At 57.9% G+C, this 19,567-nt stretch carries 17 protein-coding genes, 1 tRNA gene and 1 pseudogene; 7 read left to right on the forward strand and 12 right to left on the reverse strand.

Features of this window, described 5'->3' with window-relative positions:
* Positions 1 to 78 precede the first annotated feature (78 nt).
* The 8 genes from NFS22_RS10185 to NFS22_RS10220 form a co-directional block, all read right to left on the reverse strand.
* Entirely contained in the window at positions 79 to 1,242 is a 1,164-nt protein-coding gene (locus NFS22_RS10185; protein ID WP_251317666.1) for a M20 metallopeptidase family protein, read from the reverse strand.
* Positions 1,243 to 1,409: 167 nt separating this feature from the next.
* Positions 1,410 to 2,294 (reverse strand): MetQ/NlpA family ABC transporter substrate-binding protein, encoded by an 885-nt coding sequence (locus NFS22_RS10190; RefSeq protein WP_251317667.1) that lies wholly within the window; start codon positions 2,292 to 2,294, stop codon positions 1,410 to 1,412.
* Between the two features lie 69 nt (positions 2,295 to 2,363).
* Positions 2,364 to 3,044, reverse strand: a complete 681-nt coding sequence (locus NFS22_RS10195; protein ID WP_251317668.1) for a methionine ABC transporter permease — start codon at positions 3,042 to 3,044, stop codon at positions 2,364 to 2,366.
* Positions 3,037 to 4,071, reverse strand: a complete 1,035-nt coding sequence (locus NFS22_RS10200; protein WP_251317669.1) for a methionine ABC transporter ATP-binding protein — start codon at positions 4,069 to 4,071, stop codon at positions 3,037 to 3,039. The genes NFS22_RS10195 and NFS22_RS10200 overlap by 8 nt, the downstream gene beginning before the upstream one ends.
* A 95-nt stretch (positions 4,072 to 4,166) precedes the next feature.
* Positions 4,167 to 5,066, reverse strand: coding sequence for a LysR family transcriptional regulator (locus tag NFS22_RS10205; protein ID WP_251317670.1), 900 nt, complete (start codon positions 5,064 to 5,066; stop codon positions 4,167 to 4,169).
* Positions 5,067 to 5,079: 13 nt separating this feature from the next.
* A complete protein-coding gene (locus tag NFS22_RS10210) occupies positions 5,080 to 6,516 on the reverse strand; it encodes a TrkH family potassium uptake protein (RefSeq protein ID WP_251317671.1) in 1,437 nt (478 codons plus the stop codon).
* Complete coding sequence (gene trkA / locus NFS22_RS10215; RefSeq protein WP_251317672.1) at positions 6,513 to 7,901, reverse strand: Trk system potassium transporter TrkA; 1,389 nt, start codon at positions 7,899 to 7,901, stop codon at positions 6,513 to 6,515. Before trkA ends, NFS22_RS10210 begins: the two co-directional genes overlap by 4 nt.
* Before the next feature lie 155 nt (positions 7,902 to 8,056).
* Positions 8,057 to 8,770, reverse strand: a complete 714-nt coding sequence (locus tag NFS22_RS10220) for a hypothetical protein (RefSeq protein WP_251317673.1) — start codon at positions 8,768 to 8,770, stop codon at positions 8,057 to 8,059.
* A 177-nt stretch (positions 8,771 to 8,947) separates the two neighbouring features.
* Here NFS22_RS10220 and udp point away from each other — a divergent pair.
* The 6 genes and pseudogenes from udp to NFS22_RS10250 form a co-directional block, all read left to right on the forward strand.
* Positions 8,948 to 9,712, forward strand: a pseudogene (gene udp, locus NFS22_RS10225) (uridine phosphorylase); the annotation flags it as partial.
* A gap of 726 nt (positions 9,713 to 10,438) precedes the next feature.
* Positions 10,439 to 11,773 (forward strand): MATE family efflux transporter, encoded by a 1,335-nt coding sequence (locus NFS22_RS10230; protein WP_251317674.1) that lies wholly within the window; start codon positions 10,439 to 10,441, stop codon positions 11,771 to 11,773.
* A gap of 417 nt (positions 11,774 to 12,190) precedes the next feature.
* Complete coding sequence (locus NFS22_RS10235) at positions 12,191 to 13,360, forward strand: ABC transporter ATP-binding protein (protein ID WP_251317675.1); 1,170 nt, start codon at positions 12,191 to 12,193, stop codon at positions 13,358 to 13,360.
* Positions 13,350 to 14,186, forward strand: coding sequence for an ABC transporter permease (locus NFS22_RS10240; protein WP_251317676.1), 837 nt, complete (start codon positions 13,350 to 13,352; stop codon positions 14,184 to 14,186). The genes NFS22_RS10235 and NFS22_RS10240 overlap by 11 nt, the downstream gene beginning before the upstream one ends.
* Positions 14,183 to 16,186, forward strand: coding sequence for an extracellular solute-binding protein (locus tag NFS22_RS10245; RefSeq protein ID WP_251317677.1), 2,004 nt, complete (start codon positions 14,183 to 14,185; stop codon positions 16,184 to 16,186). The genes NFS22_RS10240 and NFS22_RS10245 overlap by 4 nt, the downstream gene beginning before the upstream one ends.
* A gap of 317 nt (positions 16,187 to 16,503) precedes the next feature.
* Positions 16,504 to 17,427: a rhomboid family protein gene (locus NFS22_RS10250; RefSeq protein WP_251317678.1), complete on the forward strand. Its 924-nt coding sequence runs from the start codon at positions 16,504 to 16,506 to the stop codon at positions 17,425 to 17,427.
* A 186-nt stretch (positions 17,428 to 17,613) separates the two neighbouring features.
* Here the strand turns inward: NFS22_RS10250 and NFS22_RS10255 are convergent, their stop codons facing one another.
* Together NFS22_RS10255 and NFS22_RS10260 are read right to left on the reverse strand one after the other, a co-directional pair.
* On the reverse strand, positions 17,614 to 17,760 hold the full coding sequence (locus NFS22_RS10255; RefSeq protein WP_251317679.1) for a hypothetical protein: 147 nt from the start codon (positions 17,758 to 17,760) through the stop codon (positions 17,614 to 17,616).
* Complete coding sequence (locus tag NFS22_RS10260) at positions 17,727 to 18,278, reverse strand: recombinase family protein (protein ID WP_251317680.1); 552 nt, start codon at positions 18,276 to 18,278, stop codon at positions 17,727 to 17,729. Before NFS22_RS10260 ends, NFS22_RS10255 begins: the two co-directional genes overlap by 34 nt.
* A gap of 171 nt (positions 18,279 to 18,449) precedes the next feature.
* Between NFS22_RS10260 and NFS22_RS10265 the strand changes: the two genes are divergently transcribed.
* Positions 18,450 to 18,785: a transposase gene (locus NFS22_RS10265; protein WP_251317681.1), complete on the forward strand. Its 336-nt coding sequence runs from the start codon at positions 18,450 to 18,452 to the stop codon at positions 18,783 to 18,785.
* A gap of 77 nt (positions 18,786 to 18,862) precedes the next feature.
* Here NFS22_RS10265 and NFS22_RS10270 read toward each other — a convergent pair.
* Together NFS22_RS10270 and NFS22_RS10275 are read right to left on the reverse strand one after the other, a co-directional pair.
* Positions 18,863 to 18,951: transfer RNA gene (locus tag NFS22_RS10270), tRNA-Ser, on the reverse strand.
* Positions 18,952 to 19,329: 378 nt separating this feature from the next.
* Complete coding sequence (locus tag NFS22_RS10275; protein ID WP_251317682.1) at positions 19,330 to 19,542, reverse strand: helix-turn-helix domain-containing protein; 213 nt, start codon at positions 19,540 to 19,542, stop codon at positions 19,330 to 19,332.
* Positions 19,543 to 19,567: the final 25 nt, after the last annotated feature.

Below are 19,567 nucleotides of genomic sequence, written 5' to 3' on the forward strand. Positions count from 1 at the left end.
ACCAAATTGACGCTGTCTGCAGGGGCGGCCTATGGCCGCCCCTGCGCTTTAATCTGCGATTGGGACACTCCCCCGTTTTCAAAGCTGGGCCAGGGCAAATTCCACATAGAGGCTGGCGGCAATGGGGAGGGCCCTCTCATCCACGTCAAAACCGGGGGTGTGGTGGGCCAGGCGGGAGCCGGGGACAGTGTCACTGCCGCTGCCCACAAAGGCGTACACGCCAGGGACGGCGGCGATAATCTCCGCCATGTCGTCTCCCCCCAGGGAGAGGGCCTTGGGCACCAGATTCCCTGTGCCCACCACCTTTTCAATGATGGGCACAGTCTCCTCATACACCCCGGCGTGGTTGATAAGGGCCCGGGTGAAGGACTCGTTGTCCACCTCCACAGATGTGTTGTACAAAGCGGCGATGCTGCGGGCAGTGCTGGCAATTTTCCCGTTGAGCATAGCCCGGGTGTCCTCAGAGAAGCAGCGGACAGTGCCCTCAATAACCGCCTCTTTGGCCACAATGTTGTAGCCCTCCCCGGACCGGAGCACCCCTACCCCAATCAGGGCGGGATCGGTGGGGCTTTTCAGCCGGCCCACCAGGCCCTGGAGGGCGGTTACTATCTGGGCGGCGGCGTAAAGGGCATCCGCACCCAGCTCCGGGGTGGAGACATGGGCGCTTTTACCCAAAACCCGGATGGTAAAGTGGTCCACCGAGGCGTTTTCCGCTCCCGGATTCATGGCCACCTGGCCCACAGGCAGGTTGGACTGCACATGGATGCCAAAGGAGCGGTCCGCCCCTTCCAGCACCCCGTCCCGAAGAAAGAGGACAGCCCCCGCGCCGTACTCCTCCCCGGGCTGGAAGACCAGGTCGATTTCCCCGGAAATGTCCTTCTCCAGCCGTTTCAGCGCCCGGGCGGCCCCCAGAAGGGAGGCCGTGTGGGCGTCGTGGCCGCAGGCGTGCATCACGCCGGGGCACCGGGAGGAGTAGGAGACGGTTTTCTCGTCCTGAATAGGCAGTGCGTCGGTGTCCGCCCGGAGGACAATCCGCTTGCCGGGCCCTTTTTTGCCCTGGATAATGCCCAGCACCCCGGTATCACCTACCCGCCGGGTGGAGATGCCCACAGCCTGGAGCTCCTCCTCAATTCTGGCGGCGGTTTGAAATTCCTTCATGCTCAGCTCCGGGTAGCTGTGAAAGTGGCGGCGGATGTTGACCAGGTAGTCCCGGTCCTGTTCAATCAGCGGATGGATAGCCATGTTTTTCACCTCATCAATGAAATAGGCCCCCTCAAGGAGGGCCAGAGGGGGTAGGGATACAGTCGCCGCCTGCGGCGGCGGCTGAGGGGGGAAAGCTGCAGTGGCGGCCTTTGGCCGCCACTGCATACGGCAGCAAATCTGATGATCGCTATAATATAGAGCAGCTTTTAAAACGCGGGGATATAGGTGCCCTGATAGATGTCCCGGATGGCCTGGGCGGTCTCCTCAGACTGGTAGGCTTCCAGCACCTTGACATAGACCTCGTTGTTCAGGTCGGCGGTGCGGCAGGCAATGATGTTGATGTAGGGGTTGTCGGAGCCGGGCTGGACCTGCTCAGTGTAGACAGCTTCATCAATTTTCAGCCCGTTGTCAATGGCGTGGGCTCCATTGACAAAAGCGGCGGCCACGTCGGGCAGGAGGCTGGCGGTGTTGGAGGCCTCCACCTCCACAAACTCCAGGTTCAGGGGATTGGAGGTAATGTCTTTCAGCTCGGGCATATACCCGGCGGAGGGGTCCAGCTCCAGAACCCCTGCGGACTCCAGAATCTTAAAGCATCGGCCCTCGTTGGTGGCGTCGCTGGGGACGGCAATCTTGTCCCCCTCCTTCAGCTGGCTGACGTCGGTGATCTTATCGGAGTAGAGGGACAGGGGAGCCACAATGGTGTCGCCCAGAACGGCCAAGTCATAGCCCATCTTTTCGATCTCGTTATTGAGATAGGCCTTGTGCTGGAAGGCGTTCAGGTCGATTTCCCCGGCGTCCAGGGCGTTGTTGGGCAAAGCGTACTCGGCAAACTCGATCAGCTCTACCTTGATGTTCTCCTTGGCCAGCAGTTCATTGACGGTGTCCCACTGTTGGTTGTTGGCGCCCACCACGCCTACGGTGACCACAGTGGGCTCAGCGGCAGGGGCGCCGCTCCCTGCGGAGCTGGAGCCGGGGTTGGAGCCGGAAGCAGGGCTGGAGCTGCCGCTGTTTCCACTGTTTCCGCCGCAGGCGGTCAGAGACAGGCACAAGGCCGCAGCCAGGGCCAACGCGAAAATGTTCTTCTTTTTCATTTTAATTTCCTCCTAAATGCGATGGATATATTTCCATTATCCCGCCCAGGGGCGGAAGAACAGACCAATTTAGTGGGCCGCTTTTTTGGCGATCACGCTGCCCGTCCACTGGACCAGGCTCACCAGAATGACAATGATGAGGATGACGGTCCAGGTGATCTGGGGCAGATGCTTGCTGTGGCCGTACATCACGGCGAAGTTGCCCAGTCCGCCCGCGCCAATGGTACCGGCTACGGCGGTGAAGTTGATAAGGGAGACAATGGTGATGGTCACGCCCCGGGTGATGCCGGGGACAGCCTCCCGCAGATAGACCCGCCAGACGATCTCCCAGGGGGAGGAGCCCATAGACTGGGCCGCCTCGATCAGGCCGGCGGGGACTTCGGCCAGCGCGCTCTCTGTCTGCCGGCCCAGAAAGGGGATGGTGCCGAACAGCAGGGGGATAATCGCTCCCGTGACACCAATTCCGGTGCCCACAATCAGGCGGCTCATCCCCAGCAGCAGGATGGCCAGCAGAATGAAGGGGATGGAGCGGAAAAAGTCGCAGATTTTGCCCAGAATAAAGTTCACTGCGCGGTTTTGCAGGATGCCCCCCTCCTTGGTGGTAAACAGGAGCACCCCGAAGGGAATCCCCAGCACCAGAGAGATGGCCCCGGAGATGCCCACCATCTGGATGGTCTGCCAAAAGGCCTGCCACAGCTGGTCGGAGCGGGCCACCACGTCAGGGATTATCTGGTTCAGCAGATCAGCCATGGGCGATCACCTCCACCAATACGTTTCGTTCTGATAAGTACTCCGCCGCCGCGGTTACTCTGTCGTGGCCGCCCCCCGCGATAACCACCAGGCCGCCCAGGGGGTTGCCGTCGATAAGCTCAATGTTGCCCAGCAGGATGTTGATGTCCAGGTCAAACTGCCGGGACAAAGTGGAGATCAGCGCCTGGGAGGTGCTGCGCTCCAGGTAGTTCAGCCGGAGCAGATAGTCGCCGGGTAAGAGCTGGATGGGGTTGGCCGGGTCGTCCAGCAGCTCCCGGATGCGGGAGAGGTTGGAGGTGCTGTCCACAAACTTTCGGGTGACCGCCCGCTGGGGGGAGGCGAACACATGGAACACATCCCCCTGTTCCACCACCTGCCCCCCCTCCATTACATACACCTGGTCGCAGATTTCCTTAATAACTCCCATCTCGTGGGTGATGATCACAATGGTGATGCCCAGAGTGCGGTTGACCTCTTTCAGCAGCCGGAGGATGGACCGGGTGGTATCCGGGTCCAGGGCGCTGGTGGCCTCATCACTGAGCAGGACCTCCGGGTCGTTGGCCAGGGCCCGGGCAATAGCCACCCGCTGCTTCTGGCCTCCGGACAGCTGGGAGGGGTAGGCGTCCGCCTTGTCGGCCAGCCCCACCAGGTCCAGCAGGGAGCGCACCTTTTGGTCAATCTCCCCCCGGCTTCTGCCGCTCCCCTTCAGGGGGTAGGCCACGTTGCCGTATACCGTCCGGGAGGCAAACAGGTTGAAGTGCTGAAAAATCATGCCGATTTTTTTCCGCTTTTCCCTCAGCTGCTTTTCGTTCAGGGCGGTGAGCTCCGCGCCCCCCACAATGACCTTCCCCTGGGTGGGCCGCTCCAGCAGGTTGATGCACCGGGCCAGGGTGGACTTGCCCGCCCCGGAAAAGCCAATGATACCGGCAATTTTGCCCTTCTCTATGTGGAGGCTGACATCTCTTACCGCCTCCACCGTATGCTTTCCCGTCTCAAACCGCTTTGAGACGTGTTCCAATCGAATCATTCGGTCTCCTCTTTTCCTTTGGCGTGTGAAAAGGATATCACAAAACCCGCCCCGGGTGTTAATACCCAAAAACAGGAGCGGGTTATAGGTAAAAACTATAATAAAATGGATGTGCGGACCTCGGCCAGGTAGAGCTCGCCCAGGCGGCTGAGCTGGCTGCCCCGGCGCTGGATATAGCCGATATGCATAACGCCCCCCTCCGCCAGGGGGATGGTGGTGTACTCCGAGCCGTTCAGCGGACGGCAAATGATCCCCGAGCACAGGGTGTAGCCGTTCAGGCCCTTCATCAGATTGAGCACTGTGGCCCGGTCCCCTACCCTGATAAGCTGGCGGTAGCGGTAGGTGCTCATCACCTCCTCCGACAGGAACAGGGAGTTCTGCTTGCCGATCTCAAAGGCGATACAGGGGTATGGCTCCAGGTCAGCCATGGTCAGCTGGGGGCGGTGGGCCAGGGGGTGCTCCCCCCACAGGTAGACGCAGGTGGAGCAGTCCCGCAGGGGGTGGAACTCCAGATTGTTCTCGTCAAAGAGCTTGGTGAGGTACTTCTCATTGAAATCGTCCAGATACAGGATGCCCAGCTCGCTTTTATAGTCCCGGACATTCTCCACGCACTCGTAGGTCCGGGTCTCCAGAATGGAGAACTCATACTCCTCCATCCCCACCTTACGCACCATCTCCACAAAGGCGTTGATGGCAAAGGTGTAATGCTGGGTGGAGACGGAAAATTTCTTCTTGGACCGCCCGGTGACAAAGCGGTCCTCCAGCAGGGCATACTGCTCGCCCACCTGACGGGCGTAGTTGAGAAACTCCTCCCCCTCCGCCGTAACGGTCACCCCCCGGTTGGAGCGGTGGAACAGCTCAAGGCCGATCTCATCCTCCAGCTCCTTCACGGCGCTGGACAGGCTGGGCTGGGAGACATACAGATTTTTGGCCGCCGAGTTGACAGAGCCGCTGTCCGCAATGGCAATGACATATTTCAGCTGCTGTAAGGTCATAGTCCGCCCTCCGTTACAGCTGCCGCCAGGTGGAGGGGGTGAACAGGACCAGAATGGGGAAGATCTCCAGACGCCCCACAATCATGCACAGGGACATAACCCCCTTGGACAGGGTGGAGAAGGCGGCGAAGTTGCCGCTGGGGCCAATGGCCTCCAAGCCGGGGCCCACATTGCTGACGCAGGTGAGGGCGGCACTGAAGGAGACGGCGAAGGAGCAGCCGTCCAGGGAGATAATGAGGGCGGCGGCGAAGACGGTGGTGACATAGGCCCCCAGGAAGACCAGCAGGGTGTGGAGGGTGGCCTCACTCACCAGCTTGCCGTCCAGCTTGACCACCTCCACACAGCGGGGGTGGGTGATACGGTGGATTTCCCGGCGCAGGCCCCGGAGCAGCAGCAGCACCCGGGAGCATTTCATGCCGCCGCCGGTGGACCCGGCGCTGGCTCCGCAAAACATAAGCAGCACAATAATCATCTGGGAGAACTGGGGCCACAGGACAAAGTCCGCCGTGCCAAAGCCGGTGGTGGAGATGATGGCGGCCACCTGGAAGGAGGCGTAGCGCAGACTCTCCCCAACGCTGGAGTAGACCCCCAGGTTGAACAGGGTGAGGACCACGGTTGCCCCCGCCACCACAGACAGGAAAAAGCGCAGCTCATCACTGGCCAGGGCCTCCCGCCATTTTTTGGTCAGAATCAAAAAGTAGACCGCGAAGTTGATGGAGAACAGCAGCATGAACACGGTGATAATCACATCGATTGCCACGCTGTCATAGGCCCCCACGCTGGCGTTGCGGTTGGAGAAGCCGCCGGTGCCAGCGGTGGAGAAGGAGTGGATCAGGGCGTCGTACAGGGGCATGCCCGCAATTTTCAGGCAGAGGGCCTCCAGAGCGGTGAGGGCAAAATACATGGTATACAGGATTTTAGAGGTCTGGGACTGCTTGGGTACCAGCTTGGAGAAGACAGGCCCCGGCGTCTCCGCCTGGGTAAGGTAGTGGGAGCGGATGCCCAGCCTGGGCAGGATGGCGGTAGCCAGTACCAGCACGCCCATGCCGCCCAGCCAGTGGGTAAAGGCCCGCCAGAACAGGATGCCCCGGGGCAGCGACTCGATTTCCGGAAGGATGGTGGAGCCGGTGGTGGTAAAGCCGGAGCAGGACTCAAAGATGGCGTCCATAGGGGTGGCGAAATACCCGCAGAACATAAAGGGCAGCGCCCCCACCAGCCCGGTAAAAATCCAGATCAGACCCACAGCTACAAAGCCCTCGCGGGTAAAAAACTGGCTTTTGGCGGGCAGGGCGGACAGGGCAAGGCCAACGGCGGCCACAATGGCAATGGCCAGCAGGAAGGGGAGGGGGTCCTCCCGGTAGATCAGGGCCACCGCCAGGGGGACGGCCAGGGCAGCCGCCTCCAGCAGCAGCACCCGGCCCACCAGCTTTAAAACAAGCTTTATATTCATTTCGCGGCCCCTCCACCAGTAAACTCAGGGGCATAGATGTCGTTCAGGTCCAGCACGCCGCCCCCCCGGGCGATAATGATAACCCGATCGCCCCCTTGGAGGAAGGAGGAGCCCTGGGGAATGATGATGTCGTTCTTCCGGACGATAACGGCCAGCAGCACGCCGGGGCGCAGTTTCAAATCCTTAAGAGGGACGCCCAGGTGCCTTGTGGCGGAGCCCACGGTAAACTCCATAGCCTCCGCCCCGCCCCCGGCAATGCGGTGGAGGGAATTCATCACGCTGCCCTGGGAGTTTTGCATGCCCCGCACCACATGGACAATGTTTGAGGCGGTGACAAATTTGGGAGAAATGACGCTGTCCAGGCCTAAGGACCGGACGATTCCGGCATAGTTTTGCCTGTTGCACTTGGTAATCACCTTTTTGATCCCCTGCTGCATGGCGTAAAGGGAGATAATCAGGTTATCCTCGTCACGGTCGGTGAGGGCGACGAAGGCGTCGCTGGCGGTGAGATTTTCCGACTCCAGCAGTTCAGAGTCGGTGCCGTCGCCGCAGATGACGGTGACCCGGGGGAACTGCTCGCTGATCAGGCGGCAGCGCTCCTCGTTTTGCTCGATGATTTTCAGGCGGATGCCCATCCGGTCCAGAATTTTGGCCAGATACATAGACACCTTGCCGCCCCCCACCATAAAGACCTGCCTGACCTTGGGGGCATACCGGCCCAGCTGGCGGAAGAACTGGTCCAGACTGTCCGGACGGCCCACCATGTACAGCTTGTCCCCCGCCTTGGGGACAAAGGAGCCGTTAGGGATGGACACCTCGCCCCCCCGGTCCACGGCGCAAAACAGCAATGACAGCTTTTTTACCTTGTCCGGCAGGGCGTAGAGGGGGGTGTCAATAAGGAAGTCCCCCTCCTGAAGGCGAAATCCCATCAGCTCCACCTTGCCCCGGCAGAAGGTTTCAATATTGGCGGCGGAGGGGAAGCGGAGCAGCCGGGAGATTTCCACGGCGGTGGAGTTCTCCGGGTTGATGGCCATGTCGATTTTCAGGTTGCGGCGCAGCTCGCCCACGCTGGTGGTGTACTCCGGGTTGCGGATGCGGGCAATGGTATACTTGGCCCCCAGGTCCTTGGCGGTGAGGCAGCACACCATGTTCACCTCGTCGGCGTTGGTGGCGGCCACCAGAAGTTGGGCCTTGTCCACGCCGGCCTCCCGCAGGACGGCGGCGGATACGCCGTTGCCCCTGACGGTCATGATGTCCAGCTGGTCGCCGGCCCGGCGCAGGGCCTCCTCGTCGCTGTCCACCACGGTGACGTTGTGCTCCTCCTTCACCAGCTGCTCTGCCAGAGAGAAGCCTACTTTTCCGCTGCCTACAATGACAATATCCATTTAATTGATGTCCTTTCCAGTTTTTGGATGAAAAAGCCTCCCTTCACAGAGGGAGGTGGCATTTGCAAAGCAAATGACGGAGGGTTTTCTATCTGGTACCCCCCAGTCACGGCTTTGCCGTGCCAGCCCCCTTTGCGAAGGGGGCCTTTTGTACGTTAAATCGTCCATTCCCCGTGGACAATAGCCACCAGATACCAGTGCTCACCCTCGGGCTGGAACACCAGCTTGAGAGAGGACCAGTCCAGGCCGTCGTTCACCGGGTCGGAGGTGGGAAAGCTGAAATCCACAAAGCGGCAGCCGGTGTAAACCTCCGTCAGGTTTTCCAGGGCGTTGCCGCTGGTCATAATCTGGTCGATTCCGATTTCCGGAACCTGGGTGTAGTCCCGGTCATAGACGTACCGCTCAAAGTACTGGATGGCTGTCATCTGAATGGGGTCGCCCCGGCCGTCTTCAAAGCCCCAGGTGTAGACATTCTGGTCCTGGGCCAGGTTTTTGATCTGGTCGGCGGTAAAGGTCAGGTCGCTGTTCGGTTCCACGGTGGAGTAGGGGGTGAAGGTGACGCCCCGGCTGGGGTGGACATAGGCGGCCAGTGTGGCCCAGCTGCGCTGCTGAAGGCAGCGGTTGACGGCGCAGGCAGAACCCAGCAGGGGGAAATTGTCCTCCAGATCCAGGGTGTCTGTATCGGCGGAAAGGGTGGAGGAGCTGCTGCCCTCCGGCTGAGATACGCCGGGCGGCGGAGTGAAATTGCTGGGAGTGCTGTTCACCGCTGGGGGCGCATCCTGGCCGCTCAGGTCAATGGGCAGCAGGATACCTACCAGCAGCCCGATCACCAGGGACAGAATACAGGGAAAAATTAAAAAACGTTTCAAGCTTGAAGCCTCCTTCACAGGATGCACATGGACGCGAGGCACGCGAGGCAATTTTGATACTTCTATATTATAGGCCGAAACAGGGAAAAGGTCAAGACATAATACAAAGGAGGCCTTGAAAACCAGCCGCTCTTATGGTAAAATAGCACAATAATAGAAACAGGGAGGCCGCTCATTATGAATGAACAGACAAGAAAACGACAATTCCATATCCAATGCGCCCAGGGCGAGGTGGGGGGTTACTGTATTCTCCCTGGCGATCCGGGCCGGTGTGAGGCTATCGCGAAGCACTTTGACAACCCGGTCCGCATCCAGACAAACCGGGAGTATACCACCTATACCGGCACCCTCCTGGGTGAGAGTGTGAGCGTGACCTCCACCGGAATCGGCGGGCCCTCCGCCGCCATTGCCATGGAGGAGCTGGCCAACCTTGGCGTACACACCTTTGTCCGGGTGGGCACCTGCGGGGGCATTGACCTGTCCGTTCAAAGCGGCGACGTGGTGGTGGCCACCGGGGCCGTCCGCATGGAGGGGACCAGCCGGGAGTACGCCCCCATCGAGTGGCCCGCCGTCCCCGATTTTGCCGTTACCACCGCCCTGGTGGAGGCCTGCAAAAGCTTGGGCTACTCCTGGCACGCCGGGGTGGTCCAGTGCAAGGACTCCTTCTACGGCCAGCACTCCCCCTCCCGGATGCCGGTGAGCTATGAGCTGGAGCAGAAGTGGGAGGCCTGGAAGCGGCTGGGGGTGCTGGCCTCTGAGATGGAATCCGCCGCCCTCTTTGCTGTGGCGGCCTCCCGCCGGGTGCGGTGCGGGTCGGTATTCCACGTGATCTGGAACCAGGAGCGGGAGAAGGCCGGCCTGGACCAGAAAGAGAGCCATGATACCCAGGCAGCTGTCACCGTCGGGGTGGAGGCTGTCAAGCTGCTGATTGAGCAGGATAGAATCAAAACGCGTATGGACCGCTTTTTGGCCGGTTTGGATGACATCCCCTGGCTGGAACACTGCGGGGAACCCAGTCAGGCGTATCGGGTGGAGCCCTCCTTATTCCAGGCCTGGGACAACTGGAACAGGGAGATGCTGGCGGTCTGGGAGCCAGAGACCTGCCGGCTGGAGGAACAGGCCCGGGATAGTATTGGAGACGACGAGATCGACCGTGTGTTTGAAACGGTCTCCGATGCGGCGGCCGGCCGGCTGTGGCAGAGCTGGTGCGCCTTTGTCCAGCGGATGTCGCTGGAGGAGGAGAGCGGCCTGGAGCAGGAGTGGATGGACTTTATGAAGCGGGATCTGGCCTGGGCCTGTGTAGAGCAGATGGTGGGTTCGGAGGGCTTTTTTACTGCCGTACTGAAGGTCTACCAGCAGGGGCGCCTGCCCTGCGCCTGGGAGGGGGCATACCCGGAAGGGCGCTTTGTGGTGCTGTAGGGCGCGCCGTTGGAAAAGGTTTCCAAACAACGGCAGGCCGAGTCGTCCCGCCCTGCAAATACGGCGGAATTTTCTGAACATTGATTCCCGTTTCTCTGGGGAGGAAACAGTTGACATTCCCTCACCGGCCTGATATACTGCGGTTACAAGTTTATAGTGCGAGAGGCGTTCATAAGTTACCCCTGTGGTACGGCGTTGGCCGTATGGTAGCTTTTGAGCGCCTCTGTGTATATATGGGAGGTAATCGAATTGAAGAATGATATGACTCAGGGAAACATCGCCATGGCGCTGACGCGGTTTACCATCCCTCTGGTACTCAGCGGTGTGTTCCAGCAGCTGTTCAACTGGGTGGACGCCTTTATTGTGGGCAATGTGGAGGGGGAGCTGGCCCTGGCCGGAATCGGCGCGGTTACCGCCACCTACAGCATGTTTGTAATGATAATTGTGGGCTTTACCTCGGGGCTGTCGGTGCTGGCCGCGCAGCGGTTCGGCATGGGGCGGGGGGAGGAGCTGAAGTATATCCTGGCCTCCTTCAGTCTTGTGCTGGGCGGGATATTTCTGGTCATCTGCGGGCTGGGGGCTGTATTTACACAGCAGCTGCTGGTACTGCTGGACACACCGGAGGACATCTTTCAAAACGCGGAGCACTATCTGCGGATTATGTTTGCCGGCATCCCCTTTCTGGCGGTGTACAACACCTTCTGCGCGGTGCTGCGGGGCATGGGGGACAGCCGAGCCCCCTTTCTCTCCGTGCTGGTATGCTCCGTCATCAATGTTGCGCTGGACCTGATTTTTGTGGCGGGCCTGCGGCTGGGGACGGCGGGGGCGGCGGCGGCCACCGTCCTGTCCCAGATTGCCATGACTGTTTATCTGACCGCCTACACCTTCCAGCGGTATCCCGTTCTGCAGCTTCGTTTTGGCCGGGAACTGTTTCACCGGGAGACCGCCGGAGCGGGGAGCCGCTTCGGTCTGCCCCCGGCCATCCAGTCCGGGACCACCTCCTTTGGAAATATCCTCCTCCAGCGGTTTATGAACGGCTTTGGGGAGCAGACGGTGGCCGCCATCACCACAGCCTACCGGGTGGACACGGTGCTGCTGCTGCCCATTGTCAACTTCGGCTCCGGAATCGCCACGGTGGTGGCCCAGAACATTGGGGCGGGGCGGCCGGAACGGGCCAGACAGGCCCTGAAAAGCGGGATGCTGATGATCGTGGGGGTATCTGTCTGCCTGACTTTGATTATTCTGCTGGCCGGAGAGTTTTTGATTGCCATGTTTGGGCTGACCCCAGAGTCGGTGGAAATCGGAGGACACTTCTTCCGGCGGCTGGCCAGCTTCTATGTGGTCTACGGCCTGGCCATGGCGGTACGGGGCTATCTGGAGGGACTGGGCGACATGACCTTTTCCGGTATAGCGGGAATCGCCGGCCTGGCAGTGCGCATTACGGCGTCCTACACCCTTGCCGGGGTGTTTGGACAGATGGTCATCGCCTACGCCGAGGCCATCTCCTGGCTGGTTCTTCTTCTATTGTACCTTCTGCGGTGCGCCTGGAAAAACCGCAGACAGGCAGGGACCTCTAACTGCTAATTTGACAGGATAATTGAAGCATCGAGAAAAGGCGGCCAGTGATGCTATACTGGCCGCCTTGTATTTCTATAGCAAACGTCAAAATTGCTGACACCGGAGCTGTAGGGGGCGGCCAAAGGCCGTCCCTACATATAGCAGCAAATCTAATGATTGCTATAATATTACTATACCAATATAGAGTACTTTAAATAGATGGCCTGTACAAGTTTTATACTGCTATGGGTTTGGAGTAATTCACAGGAAATCCGTCAAAAAATTTGTGCGAAATCATTGACATTTTGGTGAGAAACAGCTATAGTGTATCTCGCTATCCGTGAAAGCCGGTCACCGCACCGCCGTCCCCCCAGGACGGTCTGGCCGCCCGGTGAATAAATCGAGGGAGCTGACAAGGTAATTTATAGAAATGGGGGAGGATACATGTCCAAGGAGTTGATCCGCCTGAACGGATGTACCATGGCGTTCGACGACGAGGTTGTACTCGACAAAATCAATTTAAGCATCAGGGATAAGGAATTCCTCACACTGCTCGGACCCAGCGGGTGCGGCAAAACCACCACGCTCAGAATCATTGGTGGTTTTCAAACACCCACCTCTGGAGATGTTTTGTTCGGCGGGGTGAGGATCAATTCTGTCCCGCCCCACAAGCGGACCATCAACACGGTGTTCCAGAAGTACGCCCTGTTCCCGCATCTGAACGTATATGAGAACATCGCCTTTGGCCTGCGCATCCCCAAGGCGGACGCCTCCGGAAAAAAGGTCAAGCTGCCTGAGGAGGAAATCGGCCAGCGGGTGATGGAGATGCTGGAAATTGTCAACCTGAAGGGCTTTGAAAAGCGGCGGGTGACCCAGCTGTCCGGCGGACAGCAGCAGCGGGTGGCCATTGCCCGGGCGCTGGTAAACCGGCCCAAGGTGCTGCTGCTGGACGAGCCTTTGGGGGCCCTGGACTTAAAGCTCCGCAAGGACATGCAAAACGAGCTCAAGCGCATCCAAAAGGCTATGGAGATCACCTTTGTCTACGTCACCCACGACCAGGAGGAGGCACTGGCCATGTCCGACACGGTGGTTGTGATGGACGCCGGCCGCATCCAGCAGATCGGCAGTCCGGAGGACATCTACAACGAGCCCCAGAACGCCTTTGTGGCCGACTTTATCGGTGAGTCCAACATTATCGACGGCATCATGCGCGCTGACGGGGTGGTGGAGATCTTCAACCGCCGCTTTCAGTGCCTGGACGGCGGCTTCGAAAAGGACGAGCCGGTGGATGTGGTCATCCGTCCTGAGGATGTGGACATTGTCCCCGAGGACCAGGGCCAGCTGCGGGGCACCGTCACCTCGGTCACCTTCAAGGGGATGCAGTACGATATCATTGTGGACTTCTACGGCTTCAAGTGGCTCATCCAGACCACCGACCTGTCCCCGGTGGGCAGCCGTATCGGCATCAAGATCGATCCCGACGGCATCCACGTGATGAAAAAGAGCGAATACTCCGGTATGTTCGGCGATTACTCCTCCTACTCCGAGGAGTATGAGGAGATCAGCGACGCCAGCTACGCGCTGGACGAGGAGGAGAGCGGGGATGAAGAATAAGCTCTCCTGGTTTGCTGTCCCCTATGTGGTGTGGATGGCGCTGATGGTGGTCATCCCCATCCTGATTATGGTGATATACGCCTTTACCACTGCGGATTTTGAGGGGACGCTGGAAAATTTCTCTGAAATGGGCTCCTATGCCTCGGTGTTTCTCCGCTCCTTCCGGCTGGCCTTTGTGGCCACCCTGGTCTGCCTGCTGATCGGCTATCCGGTGTCCTACTGGATGGCCCACGAGGGCCCCGGCTTCCAGCGCCTGGCCATGGCCCTGATTATGCTCCCCATGTGGATGAATTTTCTGCTGCGGACCTACTCCTGGATGTCCATTCTGGAGAACAACGGCCTGCTCAACCAGCTGTTCCGGGCCGTTGGCCTGCTGGACGCGCTGGGGGTGGACTACATCCCCATGATCGGCACCCCCGGGGCGGTGGTGCTGGGCATGGTGTACAACTATCTGCCCTTTATGATCCTGCCCATCTACTCGGTCATTGTCAAGCTGGACCACTCCCTGGTGGAGGCCGCCCGGGACCTGGGGGCCGATTCCGCCGGGGTATTCCGAAAGGTCATTCTGCCCCTGTCCCTGCCCGGGGTGCTGTCCGGGGTGACTATGGTGTTTGTCCCGTCGGTATCCACCTTTGCCATCTCCCGGCTGCTTGGAGGAGGCACCCAGATTATGCTGGGCGACCTGATTGAACAGCAGTTTCTGGGCGGGGCCTATGACCCCCACCTGGGTGCGTCCATCTCCATGGTGATGATGGTCATTGTGGTGGTGTGCATGGTGGTGATGAACCGCTTCGGCGAGGGTGAAGGGGAGGCGGTGATGCTGTGAAGAAACAAAACCGTACCGGCAGCCGCGTCCTCATTGGGCTGACCTTTCTGTTTCTGTACGCGCCCATCCTGCTGCTGATCGTCTTCTCCTTCAACGCCGGGGACTCCAGCGCCGTGTGGAAGGGCTTTTCCCTCCACTGGTACACAAAGCTGTTCCAGAACCGGCTGATTATGTCCAGCGTCTACACCACCCTGCTGGTGTCCCTGCTGGCCACCCTGATTGCCACTGTGGCGGGCACCTTTGCCGCTATCGGGCTGTACAGCCTGGGCCGCAAACGGCGGGAGGCCCTGCTTACCGTGGGCAACATCCCCATGGTGAACGCCGATATTGTCACCGGTGTGTCCCTGTGCCTGTTCTTTGTGGCCTTTTTCCAGGGCTGGGGGGCCTTTGCCAAGTGGTTTAACTCCATCCAAAGCGCGGTGGAGCTGCCCGACCGGCTGGTGCTGGGCTTTGGGACGCTGCTGCTGGCCCATGTGGCCTTCAACATCCCCTATGTCATTCTCAACGTGGCCCCCAAGTTGCGCCAGATGGACCGCAACCTGATGGACGCGGCCCAGGACCTGGGCTGTACCTGGATGCAGGCATTTTGGAAGGTAATGCTCCCTGAGATCAAACCAGGCATTGTGTCTGGGGCGCTGATTGCCTTCACCATGTCCATTGACGACTTTATTATCTCCTACTTCACCGCCGGGTCGGCCAGCTCCACCCTGGCCATGACCATCTACGGCATGACCAAGAAGCGGGTCACCCCGGAGATCAACGCAGTGTCCACCCTGCTGTTCCTGTCGGTGCTGGTGCTGCTGGTGCTGTCCAACATTAAGGAGGTCCGGCAGGAGGCCCGGGACCGCCTGGGCGCGGCCCGGAAGCCCTCCGCCCTGGAGCGGCTGGGGCAGAAGGCGGGAGAACCCCGGTTCAAGTGGGTCCGCCGGGGGACGGCGGCAGTACTGGCCTGCGCGTTTCTCCTTGCCGTAACAGTGCTGGCCCGCGAGACCGGCTCCCGCCCGGTGGTCAACGTGTGCTCCTGGGGGGAGTACATTGATGAAGATCTGATTACTCAGTTTGAGGAGATGACCGGTATCCGGGTCAACTACCAGACCGCCGAGAGCAACGAGGCCCTGTACTCCCTGCTGAAAAGCGGCGGCGCGGACTACGACGTGGTGGTCCCCTCCGACTATATGATCGGCCGCCTTCTGGAGGAGGACATGCTGGAAAAGCTGGACTACAGCCAGATCCCCAACTTCTCCCAGATTGACGACCGCTTTAAAAATCTGTCCTATGACCCCACCAATGAGTATACCGTCCCCTACACCTGGGGCACGCTGGGGATCATCTACAACACCGCCATGGTGGATGAGGAGATTGACAGCTGGAGCGCCCTCTATGATGACAAATACGCCGGAAATGTGCTGCTTATCAACAACTCCCGGGATGCTCTGGGAGAGGCGCTGCTGTATCTGGGGTACTCTGTCAACACCACCGACGAGGGGGAGATCAGGGCGGCCTATAACCTGCTGGCTGACGCCAACCGCCGGGGGGTGTTCCAGGGGCGGGTGATGGACGAGGTGTTCCAGAAGATGGAGGGCGGCAACGCCGCCATCGCCACCTACTACGCCGGCGACTATATCTCCATGGTGGAGAACAATGAGGACCTGGCCTTTGTCATCCCCAAGGAGGGCTCCAACTGGTTTGTGGACGCCATGTGCGTGCTGAAAGACGCGCCCCACCAGAGGGAGGCCCATATGTGGATCAATTTTATCGCCTCCGCAGAGTCCAACCTGATGAATATGGATTATATCGGCTATGCCTCTCCCAACCGGGTGGCCCTGGAACGGTATCCCGCCTACTACGAGGCGCTGTATGAGGAGGAGCTGGACCCTGAGATTTATAACATCATGGTCACCCCGCCTGAGACGCTGGAGCGCTGTGAGGCTTACCTCAATCTCCCCGCCGCAACCCTCAACCTGTACAATACCCTGTGGACGCAGATGGGGGTGGAGTAAAGTCAAGGCCTTCCCCTTTAGGGGAAGGCCTTGCGGCATATCAAACAACTCCTGCTTGTTCTGTTATAGCAACTTCAACATTGCTGACCCCGAAGTAGCAGGGGCGGCCTGTGGCCGCCCCTGCTATAGGCTCCCTCTTTGAGGGAGCTTTTTTTACAGATGAAGCAGTTGATTGGTCATGTCAAAAGGGCCCTTCTTTCCCCTGCGTTGGTCCATGGGATGGGTTGCTCACAATTTGTTCACACTTTAGCTGTAGACTTTCCTGGCAAAAACGGGTAAAATAAAGGTTACGAATCAAATCAGAGGAGGACTTCGTCTTGAAAACGCTTTCCCGCTGGATTTCCGATTTCTGTTATAAGCACCCAAATCTGGGCATTCCTGAGCTGATTAAATACGTTGCGGTGGGCAATGTGGTTGTCTTTGTGGGCGATATGGTCACTCAGGGCATGATCTCCCAGTTTATCAGCTTCTACCCGGAGCTGATCTTCCGCGGGCAAATCTGGCGGCTGATTACATTTATCTTTGCCCCCCTGCCGGTGGGCGGGGAGTCCATGCTCTCCCAGACCATTTTCGGACGCACCTTTCTGTTTGCCCTCATGACCTTTTTCTACTACTGGATCGGTACCTCTCTGGAGCGGCAATGGGGGTCCACCCGCTTCACCGTGTTTTACGGGCTGGGCGTCCTGTTCAACATCATTTCGGGCATTATCATCTATCTCTCCCTGCCCTTCCAGGCCACAGGGGCGCAGTTCGGTTTCTATGTTGAAACCGCCAATATGTACTACGTTAACATGTCCCTGTTCTTCTCCTTTGCCACCCTTTACCCGGACATGCAGGTCAACCTGTACGGCATTATTCCGTTGAAGGTAAAGTGGCTGGCCCTCATTGACCTGGTTTTCTTCGGCTACGCCATTGTCTCTCCTTTGATATCCGGCCAGTGGCTGTGGGCGCTGATGCCCATTGTGGCCATTCTCAACTACCTGATTTTCTTCTGGGAGGACCTTATGAACACGCTGGGCCGCAAAAGCGCCCAGGTGAAGCATCGGACCTCCGCCCAGACCATCAACTTCAAAAAGGCCCAGAAGGAGCTGCGGGAGCGGCGAGGCTACCTGCACAAGTGTGCTGTCTGCGGCGTCACCGACCAGGACGACCCCAACATGGAGTTCCGCTACTGCTCCAAGTGCAGCGGCTACTACTGCTACTGCGCCAACCACATCAACAACCACACCCACGTGCAGTAAAAGGTCCCCCCTTCGCAGGAAAGCGGATTTCTGTATACAGCCCTACCTCCAGATAGTTGCGGCCAAATCGGGACATATCTCCTTGTGTCAACTAAACACCAAATTTTTTACGGATGCCAGAGGCGGCTAACAGGTCTTTCCCAGACCGCCCCTGGCATCAGCTTTATTGTAAAGTAGAAACCTTTATCAGTTGTCATGTCCCTGCATATCAAACACATCCCGGAACTTCCAGACGATCTCGATCTCGGTGAGAGAGGACACCAGCACTTCCTGGATGAATGTCTGTGCCAGCTCCGCCGTCAGTTCCGTAGCCCCAGCAAAGGAAGTGAACACATCATCCTCCTGTGCCTTATGAGTTCTTTGATTCGTTCTTCTGAAATAGAGGGTGAATGTTTGCAGAACTGCTTTCCATGTTCCACACGGTTGGCGCAGCGCCAGACAATTTCACCGGCAGGCCGGGTAATGCGACGATAATTATGATTGCACTCTGCACAAACTAAGAGGCCACTCAGTACACTCTGTGAGTTGTACCGGGTGGCCTTCCGTTTGTTGGTATCTTCATCGATATTGCTACGCCTACTCTTATCCCCTTGCACCAGGAAGAAGTCATCAAAGCTGACGATATAGCCAATATACTTCTGATTGGAGAGCAGATTGCTGAGTACCGGCTGCGTCCAGCGTTCTTTTCCCTTTGGGGAGGGTATCCCATGTTCAAAAAGAAATTGAGCAATCCCGCCCAGACTCATGCCGGAAAGGTACTGCTGATAAATAGTTTTGACGATATTTGCTTTTTCAGGATCTACAATGATTCGACTATCAGATGCTGATATAAATCCATATGGAAGTGACATGAGGGGGTAATGTCAAGAATGATGCGCAAAATAGTTTGCAGGCTCTGGCGAATAAAATCAGCCAGCAGTAGAGGCATCCTCCATGGCAGGCTCTAAGTGCCTGTTTAAAATCTTTTGACAAAAGGAGGCGGGAGGCAGATAATAGAGAAAAACAAGCGGGAGTTGGGGGAAATGCGTCAATATCCAAGTGAAATCAGCCGGGAAGAATATAACCTGATCCGCGAGGATTTGGAAGGAGCAAAGAAAACAACCCGGCCCCGAAAATATGATTTATACGATGTGTTTTGTGCGGTGTTATATGTAATCCAGGGTGGAATACAATGGCGAATGCTGCCCAGCGATTATCCCAAATGGCAGAGCGTGTACTACTATTTCCGGGTATGGTCCGAAAAAGATAAAACAGGGGTCAGCGTTCTGGACAAAGTGTTGCAAAAATTGGTAAAACAGATACGGAACGAAGACTTAAGGCGGGATATGTCTACAAATAATAATGCCGCAGTAAAATGACTGCGGCACAAAGGTTTTATGTGATTATATATAAAAGTTGACAGACTACGCCCTTGGTGTAACCTGTCAACTTATCATGGCGGAGCGGGTGGGATTCGAACCCACGGACGGTTGCCCGTCAACTGATTTCGAGTCAGTCCCGTTATGACCACTTCGATACCGCTCCATGTGATAATTATTCAGTTTTCAGCGCGGATAACATGATTTCGAGTCAGCCCCTGTCATGACCACTTCATTGACATCCACGGATTATGATAGCAGATTGCCATTTAAAGCGGCTAATGACCGCTCACTTGTAACAGCCGCTTTGTCCTTTCCATGGACAGATAGGACCAGCCACTTAAGTTTTATTATACGATACCAGAAATTCAAAAAAAAATCAAGGTCTTCCGTCAAACTTTATTACCGGACATCCGTTACCATCAAACCATGTCTGCTGCGACTAAACAGGCAACGCCGCCGTATCACATTTTTCCGTGATGCGGCGGCGCTGTTCAATACAGCGGCTGCCAGCGGTCGTAAACTTTGCGGTGGGACGCTGGGCTCAGCCTCCGATCCAGTCCCGCCCCACCAGCTCGTCCAGGCTGACCATGAAGAAGTCGGCCAGCTTGATAAGCTGAGCAATGGACGGTTCACTTCTGCCGCCTTCGTAATTTTGATAAGTTCTAAGGTTAATGCCCAAATATTCCGCAACTTCTCGTTGCTTTTTGCTCGATTTTTTTCGGATTGATTTCAAGGAGTCAGAAAATTGGCTCATTTTGAAAACTCCTACATAGCGCAGT

It is taken from the genome of Flintibacter muris (assembly GCF_943192995.1).
Lineage (GTDB): Bacteria > Bacillota > Clostridia > Oscillospirales > Oscillospiraceae > Lawsonibacter > Lawsonibacter muris.